This is a genomic window from Clostridium sp. AF50-3 (assembly GCF_003477445.1).
GTDB lineage: Bacteria > Bacillota > Clostridia > Lachnospirales > Lachnospiraceae > Otoolea > Otoolea fessa.
The window spans coordinates 110,099-134,886 of record NZ_QUDH01000008.1; the positions used below are offsets into that span (position 1 = coordinate 110,099).

The 24,788-nt window shown below is 49.8% G+C and carries 4 protein-coding genes; all 4 read left to right on the top strand.

Going from position 1 to position 24,788, the window contains the following annotated elements:
- Nucleotides 1-213 precede the first annotated feature (213 nt).
- The 4 genes from DW085_RS10715 to secA all read left to right on the top strand — a co-directional run bounded on the left by DW085_RS10715 (nt 214) and on the right by secA (nt 24,782).
- The gene (locus DW085_RS10715) at nt 214-20,415 is read left to right on the top strand and encodes a SpaA isopeptide-forming pilin-related protein (RefSeq protein WP_118492696.1); all 20,202 of its coding nucleotides are present in this window, start codon (nt 214-216) and stop codon (nt 20,413-20,415) included.
- A gap of 245 nt (nt 20,416-20,660) precedes the next feature.
- Nucleotides 20,661-20,981: a hypothetical protein gene (locus DW085_RS10720; protein WP_118492698.1), complete on the top strand. Its 321-nt coding sequence runs from the start codon at nt 20,661-20,663 to the stop codon at nt 20,979-20,981.
- Nucleotides 20,982-21,051: 70 nt separating this feature from the next.
- Nucleotides 21,052-22,122, top strand: coding sequence for a toprim domain-containing protein (locus DW085_RS10725; protein ID WP_118492700.1), 1,071 nt, complete (start codon nt 21,052-21,054; stop codon nt 22,120-22,122).
- Between the two features lie 239 nt (nt 22,123-22,361).
- Nucleotides 22,362-24,782 (top strand): preprotein translocase subunit SecA, encoded by a 2,421-nt coding sequence (gene secA, locus DW085_RS10730; RefSeq protein ID WP_118492702.1) that lies wholly within the window; start codon nt 22,362-22,364, stop codon nt 24,780-24,782.
- Nucleotides 24,783-24,788 lie beyond the last annotated feature (6 nt).

Genomic DNA, 24,788 nt, shown 5'->3' on the forward strand with positions numbered 1-24,788 from the left:
CAGATTGAGCTTGCGAGAAGCAAGGACGGGACTTATCTGGGATATGGGTGGTTAAAGGGTACCCTGGAGTATCTGACAAAGCGAAAACTCCAGAGCACGGATGAAGAGATTGACATCAAGTATAACCAGCAGGGAATCTTTGAGGGTTATGCGTATGTCACAAAGACTCTGGAAACAGCCAACGACACGAACCGTTATGTTGCGGGCGCAACCATGACGTTGTACGACGCACTGGAGATCAATTATAATCCGGGAACCGAGTATGATAAGGATAATAAATGGCTCGGTGTGACCGTGGAGCGTTCTGCGGGTTCCGGCAACGTTGAAATGGTTTACGTCAACAAGGGTTATGCTGGCAGCCGGATCGAGTATGTAAAGCAGAAAGAAGATGAATCCAAAGTCACCACGGACGAAAACGGGACCGAAGTGGATGACAATTACAATTATCAGGATGCCATCAACGATAAGGGGGACGGTGTCTGGATCGCAAAGACGATACAGAGAGAAGATACCCCGATCCTGTTTTACAGTTTCGATAACCTGCATGTTACGACCAACGATGAGTACGAAACAACCGTTGGTACCAGCAATGCGAAAAAAATTGATGAGATCTTCGGATCGCAGCGCTACAACAAGGCAGATTCCGTATACGGATTTGATAAAAACGGCAATGTGATCAATGCGGACCAGTACGATAACCGCGATTTCTCAATTTACGCATTTGAGGATGGCGAAACGACCCCTGTGTTTGAATTCACGGGCGGAAATTTTAAGAACATCCATTATTCCCAGCGTGAGAAGATGTTCCGCTTCTATGATGAGGACGGAACACAGGATAAGGATATGCGGATGTACCATCTGGATAAAGACGGCAACCGCGATTCTTTGGTAGACCCGACCACCGGTATCGCATATCTGGTGGAATCCATTGATAAAAAGGATTCCCATGATAACATCCATGGTACCAATGACGATTTCAACTCCGATAAGGACGTAAAGATCTTCGTATGGCCGGTCAATACCTTCTATGACGGCACCGGTAACGCAGATGATAACACCAAAGGAAGCCATTACTTCCAGAAGATCATCACAACCAGACCGGCTACTATCAATGCGGATACCGCAGATGAATATGTTTTCGGAACGTTAAAAGACGGTAAATTCGAGAACAGCCTCAACCCGGTACTGGATAAAAACGGACATCCGGTATACAACCGCGTTTCCAAGGAGACATACACAAAAGGCTCCGATAAATACGATTACGATGATGAAGAGTATCTGGGATACGTCTATGAAGACGGACTGGACGACTGGAATGAAAATGCCTACGTCATCAACAGGCACAGTGACCTGTATAATGGAGATAAAGACGACCCATTCAATCAGGAGACACATTACCAGTATTCCAATCGACAGACGATCAAAGTGACCGTTGATGTGGATGGGAACTATATCGTAAACGGAAATCAGTCTGTTCCGGTTCCATCCAGATCCAATTCTGTATTTGCAGGCTGGCTGGTAGAACCGAATGCTCTGACGGATGGAAAAGAAGTCAAAGCATATTGGCGAAACAAGAATAACACCATGCCGCCGGAGCAGGAAGAAAAATGGTATTCCAATCGGACGGCAACTGGAACCACAAAAGAAGTTACTGTTACATTTGATGCAAATGGCGGCGCTTTCCGTTCCGGAAGCGGGGATATCCATTCTACGGATAATGTCCTGTACAGACGTTTGGGCGATGCTTACCTGATCAATAATACCTGGGTAACCGGAGAAAACACTCCGAACGATCCGTTTGATACCCAGAAGGTAGATACGGTAAGCAACACAGCTGCCAAAAAGAATACGATTTCCACAGATGGGTTAACAGGAAATGACGTATATTCTGATCAGACTACCTCAGGCGGACAGGCGGATATGTTAAAACGACTGCCGCATTCCCTGTATATCATGGAGGAGCTCGCAGCACCGGATGGATACGTAAAAGCTATGCCGGTAGCGATTACCATGAATGAAAATACAAATGTTCAGACCACTGAGATGACAGATACGACCATTAAGGTTGAAATCGTCAAAGTAGACGGAACGGACAATTACATGAAGAACCTGCGAAGAAATGGCGAAACCGTAAAAACAGCAGCAGGCGATATCGTAACAAAGCAGGAAGAAAAAGGCGCTTATGGCTACGGACACGTACCGGGTGCGGTTTTATCGATGAAGGGTAAAGACCAGGCAACCAAAAAAGCCTTCAGTGACTGGGTATCCATCACCTCCTGTACGAATTTTACGAAAAAGAACAGTGGCGGCACCTGGTACATTGAATTTGATACCACGAAACCGCTTTTCCTGGAGGGTATCCCGAAGGGAACTTACACGATCACCGAGGTCCGGACTCCATCCGGATATGTCACCATGAAACCTCAGACCATCACGGTCGGAGAGTATGAAGGCGTACAGCTCTTCAGCATGACAGACGAACATACGAAAGTAGAGATCGAAAAGTACATGACGGAAGAGGATGGAACCAGAAAGCTGCTTCCGAACGCAAGCCGCGCAAAACTGGGCCTGTACGACAAAGACGGTGCCCTGGTAGCGGATTGGTATACGGACGATGCCAGTGATTACACAAATGGCGGAGCCGCAAAGCAGGCGCCAATGAATACCGGCCTCTTCGCGAGAGCGGTGAGAGCGGTAACATCTATCTTTAAGGGCGGAGCAAGCGGACCGGACTATACTTCCTTTACGCAGTTGTTCCAGAATGCATATAACAATGGTTCCAATGATATGGAAACGATCACCTGGAACGTAAAACGCACGGCAACCTTAAAGGCTGGTTCGGTGGATGCGAAAGAGCAGTGGCAGATTTCTGACGGCACAGTGATTACCGTGGCAAACGGGGTTGCGCCGGATGATGCACCGGAAGAGTTTAAAAATGCTTATGCAGATGAAGAGCGAGACAAGACTTCCGATACGTTTGAGTATCCGGTGACCTTAAAAGCTACCAAGGATAAAGCAAAAACAACCAGCATGGGCGATCAATTCTGGAATGTCAGCAATGGCACCGTTATGCACATCTGCGCATCTGTCGATGATGATTCCAGTTCCGCGGACTACCAGTCCTATATTATGGACTATCAGTTTGACTATCGCACCATCGCAGGAAATGCCGTAACTTATCTGACGGTAGACGGAACCAGACGGTTCGATTATCTTGCAGCCGGCAAATATACGGTAAAGGAGATTGAAGTTCCGGAAGGATTCGCAAAAGCCGCTGATAAACAGATTACGGTAGATGAAACGGACGACATTCAGATCTTTGATATCGAAAACCGGAAAAGAGAGTTAAAGCTGTCCAAGTATATTGTGGATGGTGCAGGACGCTATTTCGCTGGATATTATGAGAATGAAGTGCATTACACCGATGACCTGACAAAAGCCGCAGTCATTGGAGATGTTGAACTAGCACTGTATCGCAGCGAACAGCGCATTGCAGATCCGGACCATGCATTCAAAGATGGCAATGTTCCGGATGGCGCGGCACTGGTCGATGATTTTACAACTGGAAAAGACGGCTCCTACACAGAATACGAATATCAGAAGGAATTAATCCGGAAGGAACAGATCGGACAGTTAAAACCACATGCAGTAAAGGACGTCCGGGACGGATGGTATTATCTGGTAGAAAAACAGCCGTTAAACTATATGTTATCGGCAACAGTCAAAGAGTTCCAGATCACTGGCCAGACAACCGACATGGAACTGGCAGGAATCAGCCTGGTTAATAAACCGGCGCCTGTAGCAGCAAAAGTCAAGAAAACAGATGAGAAGGGAAAAGTTCTGGAAAATGCTGTTTTTGAGATCAGCAACAAAGACACCGGTGCCATAATCGGTACGCTGGTAACCGATGTAAACGGCGAAGCATCCATGAACATTGCGGATACAGGAAGGATCAACAAGGATGGAAAATTTGTTCCGTACACCTTCCTGTTAAAGGAAGTTTCCGCCCCAACCGGATACGCATTAAATGCAACCCAGCATGAATTCACATTAAGTGAACAGACCGTAGACGGATACGTATGCGAAATGTTCAACAACAAAGACGATGCTTTACGGGATGGAGTCTTCGTGATCCAGAATGAGAAATCACAGATGTCCATCTCCAAAAAAGATTTTGATTCCCATTTATCTGTTCCGGGAACAAAACTGGAATTAACAAAAGCAGTTTATGAGAATGGAACGTGGAAATCAGATGGAAACAAGAAAACAGAGTGGACTTGGACGGTAGATGCAAAAGAAGAAGAACATGGCCTGACCGGCATTACCCCGGACAGCGTTTACGTACTTCACGAAGTTTCCGTCCCGGCAGGATACACCATGCAGAACGATGTATTCTTCCACACCAATGAAAATGGCCTTGGAATCGATAAGATCTGGTTTGACCCGGCAGAAAACGGATTTATTTCCTTTACTGCGGATGAAACCGGAGCAGTTGAATCCATGACGACTCATACCAGAAGGGCAGTGGGTGTCAAAGCCGTTATCACTGACCTTAAAACAGGAAACTCTTTTGAGCGCGGCGTGGAGAAGAATGGACGCGTCCTGTTAATGGAAAGCGAAGTGGCAGAGGGTCATCGTTATAATATTAAAACGGTAGTCACTTTATCCGATACGACCCAGCAGACTGTTGATTCCATTACGATGATCGCCGACCCGGCAGACGGGGAAGTAGTTATCTGGACACAGGCAGTCAGCGACTCAAGAATCAATATCACGGACGAAAACGGCCGCGTGATCTATGAGATCGCATCCAACGACAGCAATGTAACAATTTTAAATCCGGAATCCGACAATGAGGATTCTATCAGCATTGATGATATCAGCCGTGCCGGCAAGAACCATTCCGGCGTTAAAGTGGGGGACAACATCACTTACCGGATCGATTACGTCGGCAAGGGTAAACAGATCATCGTTTATCCTGGAACCGGACTGACACTTGAGCGTACGGACCCAGGCGCCCTGCAGTACAAGGGTGGCTATATGTACGAGACAACAAAAGAATCCGGTACTTTACTGGTAGTGGCATCCGTAAACAAAAGCGCCAATGTATCTGTAGAGATGAAGGCTGCGATCGGAGAAACGACCATCAGCTATCTGAATCCGGTTGTTGTCAGCGGGCAGACTGGTGCGATGGCAGAGAATGATTCCCTCGTGATCGCCAATGCGGTAACCGGATCTGATCCGGAGAATGGCGCTACACAGTTCCAGTATACGGTAACCTTAACGGATCAGGATGGAAATGCACTCCCAGGCGGATATTATTACCGCACAAGACTGAGCAACGGTGTGTTCTATGCATTTGGCAAGGAAAAAGAGCTGAAAGCAATCCTGACCGGAAATGATTATCTGGTCATCACAGGATTAAATGCGGATACCAAGTACAGCATCAAAATGGATGTCCCGGCATCAGAAGGATTCCGCACAGAATCTTCCAATACGGAAGGAACCATCGCAGATAAAGCGACAGTAAACGCACTGTTCACCAGCCACAGAAGCATTACGGCAGAACGTGCTTTACTAAAGAAAAACCAGTCTTACTATTTCAATGAAATATTAAAACTGACAGATGGAGACTACAAATTATCAAGCTACGGCTTCAGTCTGGATGATAAATGCAGAGTGACCAATTTCATTCTGTTAAACCGTCCGACCAACGTAGAGATCACAAAGCTTGACCAGAAGATCCAGCGTGCACTCGCGGGGGCTGTCTTATCCATTACGGATGCGGACGGAAATGTGGTTCTTGATGCGAACGGCAATCCGTTAACATGGACAACCGAAAAGGCCGCAGCCGCATTCGCCGGTGTCCTGGAAGCGGGAAAAACCTACTATGTAACAGAGGTATCTGCTCCGACCGGTTATGCAGTATCTGCTCCGATCGAGTTCACAGTATCTTCTGACGGTGCAACTGACCGCATTATCGTGCAGGATCGCCGTACAGATGTGAAGATCAAAAAGGTGGATTCCACGACCGGAGAGCCACTTGCTGGCGCTGTCCTGCAGGTACTGGATGGGGACAAGGTCGTAGCTGAATGGACGACGGATGAAACCGGCGAATACCAGCTGAACGGAGTCCTGGAAGCAGGAAAAACCTACATCTTACACGAAAAAGAAACAGTAAAAGGCTACTATTACAGTTATGACGTGGAATTTACGGTAAATACGGATGGAAGCGAACAGACCGTGGAAATGCGCAACCGTGAAATCAAAGTTGTTACTCCGCCGGATAAATTCCCGCCGGAACCGGATGAAAAGGCATATCCGTTTGTATGGCTGTTGAAAGGTGATAAGGCGCAGGAAGGCAGCGCAGACAAGGATATCATTCCAGGCGGTACTTATCAGGTGATCGCAAAAGCGGACGATGGTACCGAAACTGTGATCACTCAGATCTCCGATGAGGATAAAGATGGAAAGTTTACCATGGACGGTACCCGGAAAGAGTGGGATATCGTACTGGAAGCAGACCATACCTATTATTTACGAGAGATTAAGGCTCCGGACGGATACAAGCTCCCGGATGGAGATATAGCGTTCACAGTCAGCCATTATGGAGAAGATGTGCAGGCACCGATCTATAACGAAAAGATCGTCGGATCCTTCGAAAAAACGGATTATGCCGGTACGGAAATCGCAGGAGCAGATTGTGAACTGAGTATTCTGAAAAACGGAAACTGGGAAGTCGTTGACCGGTTCACCAGTACGACAGACGGTCCGCACCGGACGGAAGGCCTGTTAGTAGCAGGCAAGGACTACCTTTATAAGGAAGTCACCGCTCCGAACGGATACGCATACGCAGTATCAATCCGGTTCCACGTAAATGCAGATGGAACAATTTCCAATGCGCGTTACGTGAATGAGGACGGAAAGAGTCTGGTATATGGCACTGACGGCAGGCCGACTCAGGTTATTTACAGCGAGACTTTAGCAGGCGAAAGCTACACCTTAAACGGACAGGCCTTGACGAAGACAGGAAATGACCTTACTGACGCAGCCGGAACGGTGATTGTAACAGACGCCAACGTACAGCTTCCGGTAACCGACAACGTCATCATCATGAAGGATGATCCGGTACGCGTATCCTTCGAGAAGACTGACTTCGCAGGAGAGGAAATCGCAGGAGCAGTCTGCACGATCTCACGGAAAAATGCAGATGGCACCACGACACAGATCGACAGATGGCAGAGCGAAACTGGATCTGTACATGAAATGGTAAATACCCTGACCGCAAATGCTACCTATCTTTACCACGAGGAAGCAACCGTTCCAGGATACGAGTACAGCTATGATATCGAGTTTACCATTGACAAGAACGGCAATGTGACCGGAGCCCATTATGTGGATGAAAACGGCACGACCCTGCTCCATGATAAGGACGGATACCCGACCGGAATCACGAAATCCGCAGATGGTACATATCGTGACGGCGCGACCGTGATCACAATCACCGAAAACGGCGATGCAGTGGATGCGGATGGAACGATCCATGCCAAAGGCGTAGCTGAGGAAATCGCAGTCACCGGCAATGTAGTCGTTATGAAGGATGCACCGGTCAAAGCGGTCATCACCAAATACGGCGATGAGAAGAACGCGATCTCAGGCGGTTCCTATACGATCTTAGACGGAGACGGAAATGTTGTGACCGCAATCCGCGATACGCAGATCCCGTCACTCATCCATGAAGGAATGATCCTTGCAGGTGAGGAGCTGACATTTGCCGCAAATGCGGACGGTGTAAGCATTGAAAGACTGTTAGAAGCAGGAAAGCAGTACCAGTTACGCGAGAATGAAGCCCCGAACGGATATTCCGTTAATAACGCGGCTGTTCCGTTCACGGCCCCGATCTACAACCAGTCTGCTGCCATCCAGGTCGGCATGACAAACGAAAAGATCCCGGCAAGGTTCTTAAAGACCACAGAGGATGGCACCGTCTTAGAGGGCGCATCCTTAGAGCTTTACGAACAGCAGGCAGACGGCAGCTACAAAAAGATCCATGAGTGGGTATCCGCGGCGGAAGCAGAGGTATTGGACGGTGTCCTGACATACGGAAAGACCTACAAATACCATGAAGTGAAAGCTCCGGATGGTTATAAGGTATCGAAAGATATCCTGTTTACGATCGATAAGCAGGGCGTGATCCGCAATGCGAGATACGATGGTGATGCAGCAGAAGTACGCGTCATCAATAATACGATCCGCATGGCTGACCCGACGCTGGATGTCAAGTTCAGCAAAACTGATCTGAATGGACAGTACTTAACCGGTGCTGAAGTAGCAGTCGGCACGCGCAACGCCGATGGCGCGTTCGAGGCTGTGGAAACATGGACCACAACAGAAACCGAAGCAGCACATCGCTTATCCGGAAAACTGCAGCCAGGAAAAACATATCTGTACCGGGAGTTAAAAGCCCCGTCCGCATATGCGGGAAGCGCGGATATCGAGTTTACCGTGGATGCAGAAGGCAATGTGACCAAGGCTCATTACATCAATGCGCAGGGCGCGCAGGTCCTCTTTGACCAGAACGGATACGTGACTGCAATCACCGTCCAGGCGGACGGCACCTACAAGAACGGAGAGACGGATATTACGATTGATGAAAACGGCAACGCCATCGATGCGGATGGAAATGTCATCGCAGAAGGTGTCCGTGCAGAATTTGATGTGGCAGATAATACTGTCATCATGAAGGATGCACCGCTCAACGTGATCATTAAGAAAGTTGACCAGGATGGCGTAAGCCTGCCGGGTGCGACTCTGGCGGTATATAAAGGAACGAAGAAAGAGCCGAATGCAGACCATTCCAACCCGTATGCAGAAGCAGATAAGGTAGCCGAGTGGGTGACAGATAACAGCGGTGAATTCAGGATTCCTGCAGATGCAAACCTGGTAGCGGGCGAGACTTATGTCCTGCATGAGTCTGCGACTGTGAAAGGATATTATTACAGCAAAGATGTGGAATTCGTTGTAAATACGGATGGTAAAGAACAGACTGTTGTTATGACCAACCGTAAGATCATTGTAGAAACTCCGCCGGATGAACGGCCGTCACAGCCGGTACCGGAAGGAACTACACCGGATTACACAATGGAAAAAGAGCGTGTAACCGACGCTCCGGCCAAGAAAGATACCCATAAATTTGGATTCTTCCATGGCGATCTCGTTACCTATGAGGTAACGGTGAAGAACACCGGAGACACAACCATTACCATGGACGTGGATGATGCATTCGAGATTCCGGAAAACTTCACAACACCGGTGGTCAAGGCTGTACGTTTCTATGATACGAAGACCAGTTACCAGAACAGCAGCAAGGGTACATTAAATGCGATTGACGGCTCAAAAGCGAATGTCACCATTCTGGCAGGCGGCCATGTCGTACTGACCTATGAGGCACAGGTACTGGACAACGCGAAAGAATCCTTATCGGATGCAGCAAAAGACGATGGCAAGGGTTACTTAAATACCGCAACCACCACAAACGTCTTCACAACGTACTACGAGTGCAGCGGCGAAGATCATGACGGGGACGGTAAAGGGGATACCAAAACCGAAGTCACAAAGCAGCTGGAAGATAAGAAGGATGATGCGAATACCCCGGTACAGGAGCCGAAACCGGAAGAACCGACCCCGTCCTATGTGATGGACAAAGAGCGTATTACTTTAGCTCCAGAAAGGGCCGGAACCGGAAAATTCGGTTTTAACCACGGTGAGACTGTTACCTACGCTGTGCATGTAACAAACACCGGAGACCTTCCGTTAAAGATGTTTGTAACCGATGCATTTGCGGCAGAGGTAAGGAATTACTTTGAGGACTTAAAGATCACCGCTATTGAAGGGGAGGACCTTTCCGGAACCATGAGTGGCCTCGGTATCGGATACCAGACAGCAAAGATCCGTATCATGCCAGGCCAGACAGCAACCGTAACCTATCAGGCAGTTGTCGCAGACAATGCGCCGGAGCGGTTATCCTTTGCAGCTATGGACGATGGAAACGGATACTTAAATACGGCAAAAACATTTGAAGTCAAGGCTGAAAAGCCTGACGGAACCGAAGGGGACAAGACTGAGTACCCGGGCATCCCGGATAAAGAGGATGACGCGAATACTCCGGTGCAGACTCCGGAAGAACCACCGGTAACACCGCCGCCGACACCGGATGAGCCGGAATACCCGGTAATCTGGCTGATGAAGACAAGTGTTAACGATCCGTCCCATATCCTGCCTGGCGGTACATTCCAGGTACTGGATGAGGATAAGAATCCGGTAACGGATATTCTGGACGGAACTGCTTTCGGAATCGGCTACAACTGGAATCAGTGGAGCATTGTCCTGGAAGCCGGTAAGACCTATTACCTTCACGAGGTAACTCCTCCGGACGGATACCTTCCGGCAGAAGATGTGCAGTTTACCGTAGGTTACTATGGAGACCGCGTGGAAGCTGTCATGAAGGATAAGCCAACGGATGTAGGATTCAAAAAAGTAGACCAGCAGACAAAGAAACCGTTAGCCGGTGCAGTCCTTGCGGTTTACAGAGGACCGAAAAAGGCTCCTTATGCTGACTACGACGAAGCAGACAAAGTTGCAGAATGGACAACGGATGAAAGCGGTGAGTTTAAACTGACCGGCACCCTGGAGCCTGGTGCAACCTATACGCTTCACGAGGTACAGACCGTCGATGGCTATTATTACAGCTACGACATTGAGTTTGTTGTCAATACGGACGGTTCCGAGCAGATCGTAGAGATGCAGAACCGTAAGATCATCGTAGAGACCCCACCGGATGAACTTCCGCCGGATACCCCGACGCCGGAAGGCAAGGAACCTGAGTACGAGATGAAGAAGGAAAGGGTAACCGAAGCGCCGGAGAAGAAGGATACAAACCAGTACGGATTCTTCCACGGAGATCGTGTCACCTACGACGTAACGATCAGAAACACCGGAGAGATCGCTTTGACCATGGATGTGGATGACGCATTTGAGGTTAAAAAGAATTTCTCCACTCCGAAGGTACACGCTGTTAGATTCTATGGCAGCGCATCCGGAAGAGAAAATACCAATATGGGTACCCTGAACAGTGTGAACGGTTCCAAGGCCAACATCACGATCAAGGCCGGCGCTTATGCGGTTGTCACGTATGAGGCAGAGGTCCTTGAAAAAGCGGATGAGCTGTTATCCAACAGTGCGCCGGATGACGGATTAGGATACGTCAATACTGCCACCACAACCAATGTAGTCGGAAAATACTATGAGTATAGTGGCGAAGACACAGACGGAGATGGCAAGGGCGATACCGTAAAGGAAATTACCGTAACCAAGAAAGACTATCCGGATAAGCTGGGTGATAAGTCTGATGACGCAAACACCCCGGTACAGACCCCGGATAAGGAAACTCCGACTCCATCCTATGAGATGGATAAGGAAAGAAAAACGGAAGCTCCGGAGAAGGAAGATGCAAAGCAGTTCGGTTTCCACCGCGGCGATACCGTTGTTTATGACGTCACGATTACCAATACCGGCGACCTGCCGTTAAAGATGTTCGTAACCGACGCATTTGCGGACGAAGTAAGTCAGTATTTTAAGGACTTAAGGATTACCGCGATCGATGGCGAGGATATCTCCGAAGACGGAATGGGTATCGGTACGGATACCGCAAGGATCCGCATCATGCCGGGCAAAACAGCCGTTGTGACATATACGGCGGTTGTTGCGGATAACGCACCGGAAAGACTGTCCTTCCTGGCTTCTGATGATGGAAACGGATATCTGAATACCGCAAAGACCTACAACGTCAAGGCTGAGAAGCCGGACGGAAGCGAAGGCGGCAACAAGGAGTATCTTGGCATCCCGGATAAAGAGGACGACGGACATACTCCGGTACAGACTCCGGACAAACCTCCGGTCATCCCGCCGCCAGGCCCGAATGAGCCGGAATACCCGGTTATCTGGCTGTTAAAGAACAGCGTGAACGACCCGTCTCACATCTTACCTGGCGGTACCTTCCAGGTGCTGGATGAGAATAAGAACCCGGTAACGGATATCTTAAACGGCACTGCATTTGGAATCGGCTATGGCTGGAACCAGTGGATGACGGTATTAAAAGCAGACCATACTTATTATCTGCATGAGGTCACACCGCCTGACGGATACCTTCCGGCAGAAGATGTAAAGTTCACAGTCGGCCACTATGGCGAGCGCGTGGATGTCATCATGACAGATAAGAAGCACAATGACGGAATCACCTTCAGTAAACAGGATTTCTCCGGAAACGAAGTGCTGGGCGCGACCTGCGAACTCTACGAAGTAACCGGAACCGGCGAGAACCGGATCGAGCAGTGGGTAAGTACCGCTGCAGAGCATGTGATCAAAGGAAAACTGGAATCTGGCAAGACTTACCGCTTCCATGAGTCCGCAGCTCCTGACGGATACGGATACAGCGTGGATGTGGTCTTTACCGTAGATGAGGAAGGCAACGTAACAGATGCGCATTACGTAGATGAAGATGGGAAGACGGTTCTTTACGACCGTGACGGCTATCCAACTGAAATCATCCAGAATGGTGACGGAACTTATTCCTACAAGGATGAGTCCGTGACAAGGGATGAAAACGGGGACGTTTACGATGCGAACGGTATTCTGCTTGCAGCCGGAACTCAGAGAGATCTTGCGATCACAGGCAACAAGGTTGTTTTAAAGGATGAGCCGACCAGCGTGAAGATCGTTAAGACCGACATGGCGGGCAACATCCTGGCAGACGGAATTTTCGCAATTCTGGATGCGGCAAAGAACCCGGTCAAGGCGTTATATGATACCAAGATTCCGTCAACCGAACACGACGGATTCATCCGCCGTGGCGAAAAACTGGTATTTAAGGGAAGCGCGGATGGCGTCCTGATCACAAAACAGCTTGTAGTCGGCAAGGAGTATTGCCTGCAGGAGCAGGAAGCACCGTCCGGATACGCGAAAGCTGCTGACCAGATGTTCATCATCCGTTATGCAAAACCTGGCACAACACTGACCGTTACCATGCGGGACCATCCATTAAGCTTTGATTTCTCGAAAGAGGATCTGGGCGGAACCCCGGTAGCCGGAGCAAATGTTTCCATCCTGACCGCAGGCACGAAACAGACCATCGCTTCCTGGACCACGGATGGCACCACCCATACCATGACATCCGCCCTGACAGCCGGACAGACCTACCTCTATCATGAGGATATGGCACCTGGCGGTTACGCAAAGAGCGCGGATATCGAGTTTACCGTATCGGCGGACGGCAGCGTGACAAATGCCCATTACGTGGATGAACATGGCAATACGATTCTCTATGATGAGAACGGCCTGACCATCGGTATCATCAAAAACGAAGACGGAACTTACCGGTATGACGGAAAGACCGTGACCGTGGATGATGAAGGTACCGCAAAAACAGAGGACGGCAATGTCATCGCAACCGGTGTCAAAGCTGAAATCGAAGTAACAGATAACCACCTGATCATGAAAGACGCTCCTCTTGATATCATCATCAAGAAGGAAGATCAGGAAGGAAAGAGCCTCGCCGGAGTTAAGCTTGCCGTATATAAGGGCAAGAAACTGCCGGAGAACGCAGATCATTCCAACCCGTATGCAGAGACCGATAAGGTCGCGGAATGGGTAACGGACGAGAGCGGCAGCTTTAAACTTCCTGCAGATGCAAACCTGGTTGTCGGAGAGACTTATGTCCTGCATGAGCTTGAGACAATCAAGGGATACTATTACAGTAGGGACGTAGAATTTACCGTCGAAAACACTGGAAAAGAGCAGGTAGTCACCATGACGAACCGCAAGATCATTGTTGAGGTTCCGCCGGATGAAAAACCTGTACCGCCGACCCCGCAGCCGGCAACCCCGGGCTACACCATGGAAAAAGAGCGTGTATCCTTAGCTCCTGAGAAGAAAGATACCGACCAGTTCGGCTTCTTCCACGGGGACCGCGTATTATATGATGTCACCATTACAAATACCGGAGATACAACGATCACACTGGATGTAGACGATGCTTTTGAGGTAAAGAAAAACTTCACAACACCGGAAATCGATGCGATCCACTTCTACTTAAGGTCCAACGGCCTTGAGAACAGCCAGATGGGCAGCATCAACCGGATCAAGGGTTCCAAAGCGAACATCACGATCAAAGCCGGTGCATATGCAGTCGTTACCTACGCCGCAGTCGTTAAGGAAAAAGCAGATGAGTTCTTATCCGCAGCAGCAAAGGACGACGGACTCGGATACTTAAATACCGCAACGACAACCAATGTAACCACAAAATACTACGAATACAGCGGAGAAGACACCGATGGAGATGGAAAGGGCGATACCGTAACGGAAGTCACCAAGAAGCTCGATGATATGTCCGATACCGCAAACACTCCGGTCCAGGTACCGGAAGAACCGACTCCGTCTTACGAGATGGATAAGGAACGTACGGATAAGGCTCCGAAGAAGTCCGGAACCGACCAGTATGGATTCAAACGTGGCGATACCGTCACATACGAAGTCCATATCAGCAATACTGGCGACATGGCATTAAAAATGTACGTCACGGATGCATTTGCACCGGAGGTCAAGGACTACTTTAAGGACCTTAAGATCGCAAAGATCAAGGGCGAGGACATTTCCGAAACCGGAATGGGAGTAGGCACAGACACGGCAAGAATCCGGATCGAGGCCGGTAAAACAGCAACGGTTGTTTACACCGCAGTTGTCACCGATAAAGCTCCGGAGAGACTGGCGTTCATGACTACCGACGACGGCAACGGATACCTCAACATTGCAAAGACTTATGATGTCAGAGCAGAAAAACCGGATGGAACAGAGGGAGATAAGACAGAGTATCCTGGAATCCCGGACAAAGAGGATGAGGGACATACTCCGGTACAGACCCCGGATGAACCGCCGGTAACACCGCCGCCGACACCGGATGAGCCGGAATACCCGGTAATCTGGTTAATGAAGACAAGCGTTGGCGATCCATCCCATATCTTACCTGGCGGTACTTTCCAGGTACTTGACGAGGAAAAGAATCCGGTAACGGATATTCTGGACGGAAACGTGTTCGGCATTGGATACGACTGGAAACAGTGGACTGGAGTGCTGGAAGCAGGCAAAACCTACTATCTGCACGAGGTAACACCTCCGGAAGGATACCAGCCGGCAGAAGACGTGAGATTCATAGTCGGATATTACGGCGAACGCGTGGAAGTGGTCATGAAAGACCAGCCGACCGATGTGGAAGTTAAAAAGACGGATAAAACGACCGGTGGAATGTTAGCCGGAGCGACACTCCAGATTCTTGACCAGAATGGAAGCATCGTAAAAGAATGGGTCACAAACGGCCATAACACACTGAAACTTACAGGTTTACTCACTGCGGGCGAGACGTATACCTTACGTGAGACCGGAACTCCGGACGGATATTACTATAGCAGAGATGTTATCTTTACTGTAAATGCGGACGGAACCGCTCAGACCGTTGAAATGAAGAACCGCCGGATCGTCGTTGAAACTCCGCCGGAGAACTTCCCGAAGGACGAGCCTGAGACTCATGAACCGGAATATACGATGGAAAAAGAGCGCGTGACACTCGCTCCGGAAAAGGCCGGAACCGATCAGTACGGTTTCTTCCACGGCGATAAGGTGACCTACGATGTTACGATCGCGAATACCGGTGATATCGCGTTGACCATGGATGTGGACGACGCATTCGAGATCCCGGCAAACTTTACAACACCAGTCGTAAAGGCAGTCCGCTACTACCGAAATGACACTGGTACCGAGAACAGCTACATGGGTAAGACCAATGCGGTAAATGGCTCTGTTGCAAACATCACGATTGAGTCTAACGGCCGTGCGGTTGTTACCTATGAGGCAGAAGTTTTAGACGCAGCGAAGGAATCTTTATCCGGCGCGACAAAAGATGACGGTCTCGGATACCTGAACACTGCAACTACCACCAATGTAACCGGTAAATATTATGAATACAGCGGTGAAGACCATGACGGAGACGGCAAGGGCGATACCGTGACAGAAATTACCGTTACGAAAGAACAGTACCCGGATAAGCTGGGTGACAAGTCAGATGACGCGAACACCCCGGTACAGGAGCCGGAAGCAGGAAAACCGCATCCGTCCTACACCATGGAAAAAGTCCGCATCACAAAAGCCCCGGCAAAAGAAGGTACTGACCGCTTCGGATTCTTTGCGGGTGATACCGTAACCTACGAAGCACACATTACGAATACTGGCGACCTGCCGTTAACCATGACTGTGACGGATGAATTTGAGTCCGCCGCCGCAGGATTCTTTAAGGATCTGAAGGTGAAATCAGTCCAGGGTGCTGCAGGATTCAGCATCGTAAAATCCGGAAGTGAAGCATCCGGAAAATGGCCGGAGAATGTGTTCATGAAATTGACACCTGGCCAGACAGCAACCATCGCTTACACAGCAACCGTCACAGAGAAAGCTGCAGAAAAACTTTCCATGATGGAAACGGATGACGGCATCGGATATCTGAACACTGTGAAGACAAAAGATGTGAAAGCTGAAAAACCGGACGGAAGCACAGGAGATTCCAAGGAATATCCTGGCATTCCGGATAAGGAAGACACAGCAAACACACCGGTACAGAACCCGAAGATCCCGGAAAATCCGGAGAATAAGGAAGACCACGACTACCCGATCATCTGGCTCTTAAAGAACGAGGTCCGTGACCCGGATCACATCTTAAAGGGCGGTACCTTCCAGGTATTAAGCGAAGATAAGAAAGAAGTCGTAATTCCTGACTTCCGCATGAACGGTACGGACCAGAGATGGGAAATCGTACTGAAAGCCGACCATACGTACTGGCTGCACGAGGTAACCCCGCCAGCCGGATATGTAAGAGCGGAAGACGTCAAGTTTACTGTCAGTCACTACGGTGAGCGGGTCGATGTTGTCATGACCGATGAACCGGCAGACAATACCGTAACCTTCACCAAGGAAGACTTTGGCGGAAAAGAAATCGCAGGCGCGTACTGCACCCTGACACGTAAGGGAACGACGGAATCCTACGCATGGATCTCCAACGGAACCCCGTACGTCATCAAGGACGAGTTAAAGGCCGGATCTACTTATCTTTATCATGAGGACCAGGCACCTGCTGGATACGGACGCAGCGATGATATTGAGTTCACGATCGGCGAGGACGGCGTGATCACGGAAGCATTCTATGTGGATGCCAACGGAAACCACATCCTCTACGATAAGGACGGATATCAGACCGGTATTATCGTGAAAGCAAATGGTACTTACGAAAAGGATGGGGAAAAGGTAACCGTTGATAAGAACGGAAACGCAGTCGCAAAGGACGGTACGCTCTTAGCCGAGGGCGTGAAGGAAACGATTGAGATCGTCGGAAACGTCGTACGCATGAAAGATGCTCCGACCGATGTGAAGATTAAGAAAGTGGACTCCACGACAGGCAACGCGCTCGCAGGCGCAACCCTGGCTGTCTACAAAGGCGAAAAGAAAGCCCCGAAGGCGGATCATTCCAATCCGTATGATGAGGCGGACAAGATCGCTGAGTGGACAACCGATGAGACCGGAGAGTTTAAACTCACCGGCAAGCTGATCGCAGGACAGCATTACGTCCTGTATGAGGCTGGAACCGTAGACGGATATTATTACAGCCACGATGTAGAATTTATCGTAAACGATGATGGCAGGGAACAGGTTGTGGAGATGCGCAACCGGGAAATCAAGGTGGTAACCCCGCCGGATGAATTCCCGCCGAAAGTACCGGAAAACCCGGATAATCCAATTATCTGGCTTCTGAAAAACGAAGTCGGAGACCCGGACCATATCCTTCAGGGCGGCACCTTCCAGGTACTCGATGAAAACGGCGCCATCGTAATCGATAGCTTTACCATGAACGGAACATGGCAGGAGTGGGATGTTGTGTTAAAGGCTGACCACAGCTACTACTTACACGAGGTCAACCCGCCGGCCGGATACGCGAAAGCGGATGATGTGAAGTTCACGGTTGGTCATTATGGCGAAGATATCCAGGCAGTCATGACAGATAAGAAAACGGACATCAAGGTCAAGAAGACAGATTCCACGACAGGCAAGGCTTTAGCCGGAGCCGTCCTCACGGTTTACAAGGGCCCGAAGAAAGAACCGTATGCCGTATATGACGAAGCGGACAAGGTAGCTGAGTGGACAACGGACGAAACAGGAGAATTCAAACTCGTTGGCGAACTAATAGCCGGACAGGTATACACCCTGCACGAGACCGGTACGGTGGATGGTTATTATTACAGCCACGATGTAGAATTTACCGTAAACGATGATGGCAGGGAACAGGTTGTGGAGATGCGCAACCGGGAAATTAAGGTGGTAACCCCGCCGGATGAATTCCCGCCGAAAGTACCGGAAAATCCGGAAAATCCAATTATCTGGCTTCTGAAAAACGGAGTCGGAGACCCGGATCACATTCTTCAGGGCGGTACCTTCCAGGTACTCGATGAAAATGGGGTCATCGTAATCGATAACTTCACCATGAACGGAACATGGCAGGAATGGGATATCGTGTTAAAGGCTGACCACAGCTACTACTTACACGAGGTCAACCCGCCGGAAGGATATGCGAAAGCAGATGATGTGAAGTTCACGGTAGGACATTACGGCGAAGACGTCCAGGCTGTCATGACCGATAAGAAGCTGCCGACGAAAGTTACCTTTACGAAGGAAGATTTCGCAGGAAACGAAATTTCCGGTGCGGAATGCGAACTGAAACGCGTGGAACCGAACGGAACCACAACGGTCATCGACCAGTGGACCTCAGACGGTACTTCCCACGTGATGGAAGATAAGCTGACCGGTGATACGACTTACCGTTATCACGAGGAGAACGCTCCGGATGGCTTCGGATTCAGCGAAGACATTGAGTTCACGGTTGACAAGGACGGCAAGGTAGTCAATGCCCACTATGTAGACCGTGACGGCAACAAAGTCCTTTACGATAAGGACGGATACCCGACCACGATCAAGGTCCTGCCGGATGGTTCTTACGCAGACGGCGAGACCAAGATCACAATTGACGGAAACGGCAATGCGGTTGATAAAAAGGGCAACATCCATGCAGAAGGCGTGAAACTCGATATCGCGATCACCGATAATGTGATCCGGATGAAAGATGCACCGACGGAAATGATCTTCATCAAGAAGTCAACTTCCGGAAGCGTCTTAACCGGCGGACAGTTCGTGATCTGTGATAAGAGCGGAACCCCGATGCGGGCACTGACCGATACAGCCATTGATTCCGTTGATCACGATGGAACGATCAAACAGGGTGAAGTGCTTAAGTTTGCAGCAACCAAGGACGGTATCAACATCACAAGACAGTTAAACGGCGGCGAAACTTATCTTCTTAAAGAAGAAAAGGCACCGTCCGGATATGAACTGGCATCCGATGTATTCTTTACCGTGCCGCGAAACGGCAGACAGATCACAGTAACCATGAATGACTCACAGAAACCTGATAAGCCGAACAAACCTGGTGGTGGCGGAGGCGGAGGACATACACCGACTCCGAAGAAACCGTCCGTAACCGTTTATAAGTACGATGGTAATACAATGGCTTCCATTGCCGGAGTAAGATTCACCGTCTACAAAGACGGTAATGAATTACGGAAGGTAACCACAGACCAGAGCGGATACGCAAATGTAACAAACCTTGCAGATGGCAGCTACCGTATCGTTGAGACGGAAGCAGCAGCCGGATACAAGGCAACCCCCCAGGAATTCAGCTTCACCGTAAGGAACGAATCCGTAGTCGGAGGCGTCACTACCTTCCATGTAGCCAACTATAAGGAAACCGTAGTGGTGGTCACCAAACGCGACGGAGACGACGGTACGGCATTGGCCGGAGCCCAGTTGCGGATCGTGGCTGAAAATGGAGAAATTGCTTACGAGGGAACGACGGATGAGAACGGGCAGATCTTCTTCCCGGCATACACCGCCGGACACTACGCAGTCGTCGAACTGAAAGCACCGGATGGATACAACATTGTGGACGGTTACATTACCTTCCATGTATCCGAGGATGGTACCGTCACAGGCGATACGACAATGTACGACTACAAGATCCCGCGAAAGGGCAAGATCACGGCGAAGTATGAAAACAGCTTCCGCCGGGGCGGATGGTATGATTCAGACGGTCACTGGCACCAGCTGCCACGCACTGGTGACGAGACGGATAACAGGATCCCGTTCCTGTTTGCCTTCTCTGCTGCAGGACTGGGAATCATCTTCGCAGGCAGAAGACGCAGAAAGAAACGCCAGTAACAAAAAACGCATAGCTTATTGAAAGGGCCGGGGAGCGATTCCCCGGTCCTTTTTATGAACCAAAAAGTGTTATCCGCAAAAGAAACGGGCACAGTCATATCCGACATACTGAACATCGGACTTGGTCCATGACTGCATTTTCTGCAGGTTTTTGCTGCCGGAAAGAATTTCGCCACAAAATTTAGCGTTCCGAAACACATACTTCTTATGTTCATATAAATGCATAAGAAATGGAGGGAATGATAATGGCAAAATTGACAAGAAAGGCACTGATTGAGCTTTTAGAGCGGGGAGAAAATCTGTACGTCGTATGCGTTTCATCGGCCTATATCCGCGATGCGCAGTATTATGGGTCACCGTTTTCGAATGACGATCATGAGAGCGGATCAGACGAAGGCGATGATGTCCAAAAGGATGATGACGGCTGGGTTGATTATGAGCCAAGAGATTTTCTTGGAACGGTAGCAGCCGCAAATGAGGCTGAAGCATGTCTGAAGATCGCTGAAAAATGCAATTATGACTGGACACATTTGGAAGCTTACGATGTGCTGGACGCTGACGAGTAGACGGTTAGCTGCATGACCGGAGTTGACGAGCATACATTTGCGAAAAAAGGTTCTAAAATAAGGAGGAGACATGATTATCGAAGACAGCATGGTATCGCTCGCAAAGCGGTACACCAAACTGGAATTTCATGAAAAGACAAAACGGTATTACGGCACCTGTCCGTTTTGTCATTCCGGTGCGGACATGTTCTGTGCCGATAACAAAAACGGGGTCTTCTGGTGTTATGCCTGTGGGAAGCATGGTAATATGGATGACTTTAAGATCCTGATGGGACAGGAAAAACCTGAGATGCCGCAGGAACCGGATGACGAGGAACTGCAGACCATTTATGAGGCGGCAGCCGTCTTTTATTTCCGGTACCTGATGGAACACCGGGATTCGGACGCATTCCGGTATATCACGAAAACGAGGAAACTGCCGGAAAGCACACTTTCCGCATTCGGGCTCGGTTACGCCCCGGCGGAAAACGCGATGCTGTATCAGTATCTATCGGAACGATTTTCCGAACAGCAGATCTATGCTTCCGGACTGGTCAAACATGGGAAGGACGGACAGCCGTATGACATGTTTCGCAACCGCATCATGTTCCCGATCCTGAACCGGAAGGGACGTACCGTGGCATTTGGTGGCAGAAGACTGGGGGACGGTTACGGTCCCAAGTATTTAAACAGTGCGGAGAACCGGATCTTCAGCAAACATACGATCCTGTACGGTTTCCAGACAGCCATCGCTGCTGCAGAGGAGGAGAAGTCGATCGTAATCGGGGAAGGATATATGGACCTGATTGCAATGCAGACGCACGGGATCCGCAATTCCGCAGCTGTCCTTGGAACAGCACTGACGGAGGAACATGCGAACATGATCCGTAATTTTTACAGCCATGTCTGCCTGTCTTTAGACAGCGACGGACCGGGTATCCGCGCCGCAGCGCGTTCCATTCCGATCTTACAGAACGCGGGGCTGCAGGTAAGTATCCTGCACACATCACCGGCGAAAGACCCGGATGAGTTTTTACAGACATACGGGGAGGAAGAATTCCGTAAGCGGATCGAAAACGGGCTTGACCCGGAACGGTTTCTGGTGCGGGCAGCCGATGCCCCGGAGGAGGAGTTTATCAGACAAATGATTAAAAAAATGTAAGACATAAGGTTCCTGGCTTTGCGGCCGGAACCTTATTTTTGCTTATAAAAGGCTGTCGTTAAGGTTCGAGACTGATTTTAAGGGGTGTTCCCGGGGAACACCCATGAAACGCACCAAAAAGTGTTATCCGCAAAAGAAACACCGCATGCCAACATCCGACATACTGAAGAAAATCCATTCATGCCCCATAAGGACTTCCGGCCGGGGTATGTGAAACGGGATGCAAACAGGAGGAATCAATGGAACAGGCAATACTGCATCATTACAAACATATCGTAAAGAAAATTAATCAACTTGCGCCGGCCATGGAAAAACTTTCCGAAGAAGAAATGAAAGCAAAAACGAAAGAATTCCAGGAACGGTATCGGAAAGGCACACCCTTAAGCAAATTGCTTCCGGAAGCCTTTGCCCTGGTTCGCGAAGCCGCAAAACGGACCCTCGGATACGGGCAGTACGATGTCCAGCTGATCGGTGGGCTGGCGCTGCATGACGGGCTGATCGCCGAAATGAAGACCGGTGAGGGAAAAACCCTGGTGTCCACGGCACCGGCGTACCTAAACGCGCTGACTGGAAAGGGTGTCCACATCGTGACCGTTAACGATTACCTGGCGGAACGTGACGCGGAATGGATGGGGCAGATTCACCGCATGTTAGGCTTGAGTGTCGGATGCGTGTTAAACCAGATGGATAACACCGCACGAAGAAAGGCCTACGCGTGTGATATCACTTATGTGACCAATAACGAGCTGGGATTTGATTATCTGCGTGACAACATGGTCCAGTCCCTAAATGACCGGGTACTCCGGGGGCTCCATTACTGTATCATCGACGAGGCGGACTCTGTCCTGATCGATGAGGCGAGGACCCCGCTCATCATCTCCGGTGCCGGCACGAACGTGCCAAAATTATACCATCTCTGCGACGTTTTAGCCAGACAGATGGAAAAAGGAAGCGTATCCGACCGGTTTTCCAAGGCGAAAGCATATGCCGGGGAAGAGTTTACGGAGACTGGCGATTTCATCGTGGATGAAGACAACCGGACAATCTTTCTGACCGCGGACGGAGAAAAGAAAGTAGAAGGATTTTTCGGCCTTTCAAACTTTTCCGATGAGCAGAACGTAGATATCCGGCACCACATCCTTTTGGCCATTCAGGCACATTATCTCATGAAGCGGGATGTGGACTACATCGTCCGGGATGGGGAGGTCCTGATCGTGGATACCTTTACCGGAAGGGTTATGGAAGGCAGGCGCTATTCAGACGGGCTCCACCAGGCGATCGAAGCGAAGGAACGCGTGGAGATTCAGGCGGAAAACCTGACACAGGCGACCATCACCCTCCAGAATTTCTTTAATAAATACGAAAAAAAGAGCGGCATGACGGGAACCGGAGCGTCGGAGCGCAGGGAATTCAGGGAAACGTACCACATGGACGTATTAAAGATCCCGACCAACCGTCCCGTCATCCGAAAGGACCTGCCGGATCACATCTACCGGACGAAGCAGGAAAAATTTGAGGCTGTGGTCCGGGAGATCCAGGATGCGCATGAGAAAGGGCAGCCGGTTTTAGTAGGAACGGTCTCCATCGAGGTATCGGAAAAACTCAGCCGGATGCTGCAAAAAGCCGGTATCCACCATCAGGTCTTGAACGCAAAATTTGACAAGGAGGAAGCGGATATCGTCGCAAAAGCAGGGGAACCTGGCATGGTAACGATCGCCACCAATATGGCGGGCCGTGGTACGGATATTAAAATCCCGGAGGAATCAAAGGCGGCGGGAGGATTAAAAGTCATCGGCACGGAACGTCACGAATCCAAGCGGATCGATGACCAGTTAAGGGGCCGTTCCGGAAGGCAGGGAGACCCGGGCGAGTCCAGGTTCTTTGTTTCCTTAGAAGATGACCTGATCGTTTATAACGGCAAAGAATCCCTCACGGAAGAGTTAAAGAAGCAGCAGATTCCGCCGGGAGCACCGTTCATGGACCAGCGGGCTGCAGTTTTAGTCAACCGAGCACAGGAAAAGGTGGAGCTGGACCATTTCGGCATGAGAGAGAGTCTGATGCATTACGACGCATTAAACCATATCCAGAGGGAGCACATCTACCGGTACCGACAGGATATCCTGGAGGATACCAGACTGCATGAGGAAGTTCTTAACATGTTCCGCCATGTTGTGGCGGAAAAAGCGGAACACGCGATAAAAGGGAAACGGAAAGATCCTGCAGTGCTCCAGACGGCCGTTGGACGTTTCCTGGACAGGGAAGTGACGGATGACCGTTACAAAAAGAAACGGACGCCGGCACTCGTGACCCTGATCGCAAACGATGCAGCAGACCGGTACGATACCATGGTAGCTGCGATTGGAAACCCGGAACGGTTCGCAGCAGTGGAACGCAACCTCTGTCTCAGGGTTTTGGATACCTTGTGGGTCCTGCACCTTTCAGAGATGGAAAAACTCCAGGAGATCGTCCGCTACCAGACCATCGGGCAGAAGGACCCGCTTGTGACTTACCGGATGGAAGCCGCAAGGATGTATGATGCCCTGTTAAGGTCAATTGAGGAGAATACCGTAGAAGCATTAAACGGACTCCGCGGCAGAAATGACGGCAGCCGTACACATACTGAAGGAAACGGTTTACCGGAGACGCCGGGGAAGGAGTGACCAATT

Bases quoted from the DNA above. Each gene is read 5' to 3' on its own strand.
- DW085_RS10715 (WP_118492696.1), top strand. From the start codon at position 214: ATGACGTTGTACGACGCACTGGAGATCAATTATAATCCGGGAACCGAG.
- DW085_RS10720 (WP_118492698.1), top strand. From the start codon at position 20,661: ATGGCAAAATTGACAAGAAAGGCACTGATTGAGCTTTTAGAGCGGGGA.
- DW085_RS10725 (WP_118492700.1), top strand. From the start codon at position 21,052: ATGATTATCGAAGACAGCATGGTATCGCTCGCAAAGCGGTACACCAAA.
- secA (WP_118492702.1), top strand. From the start codon at position 22,362: ATGGAACAGGCAATACTGCATCATTACAAACATATCGTAAAGAAAATT.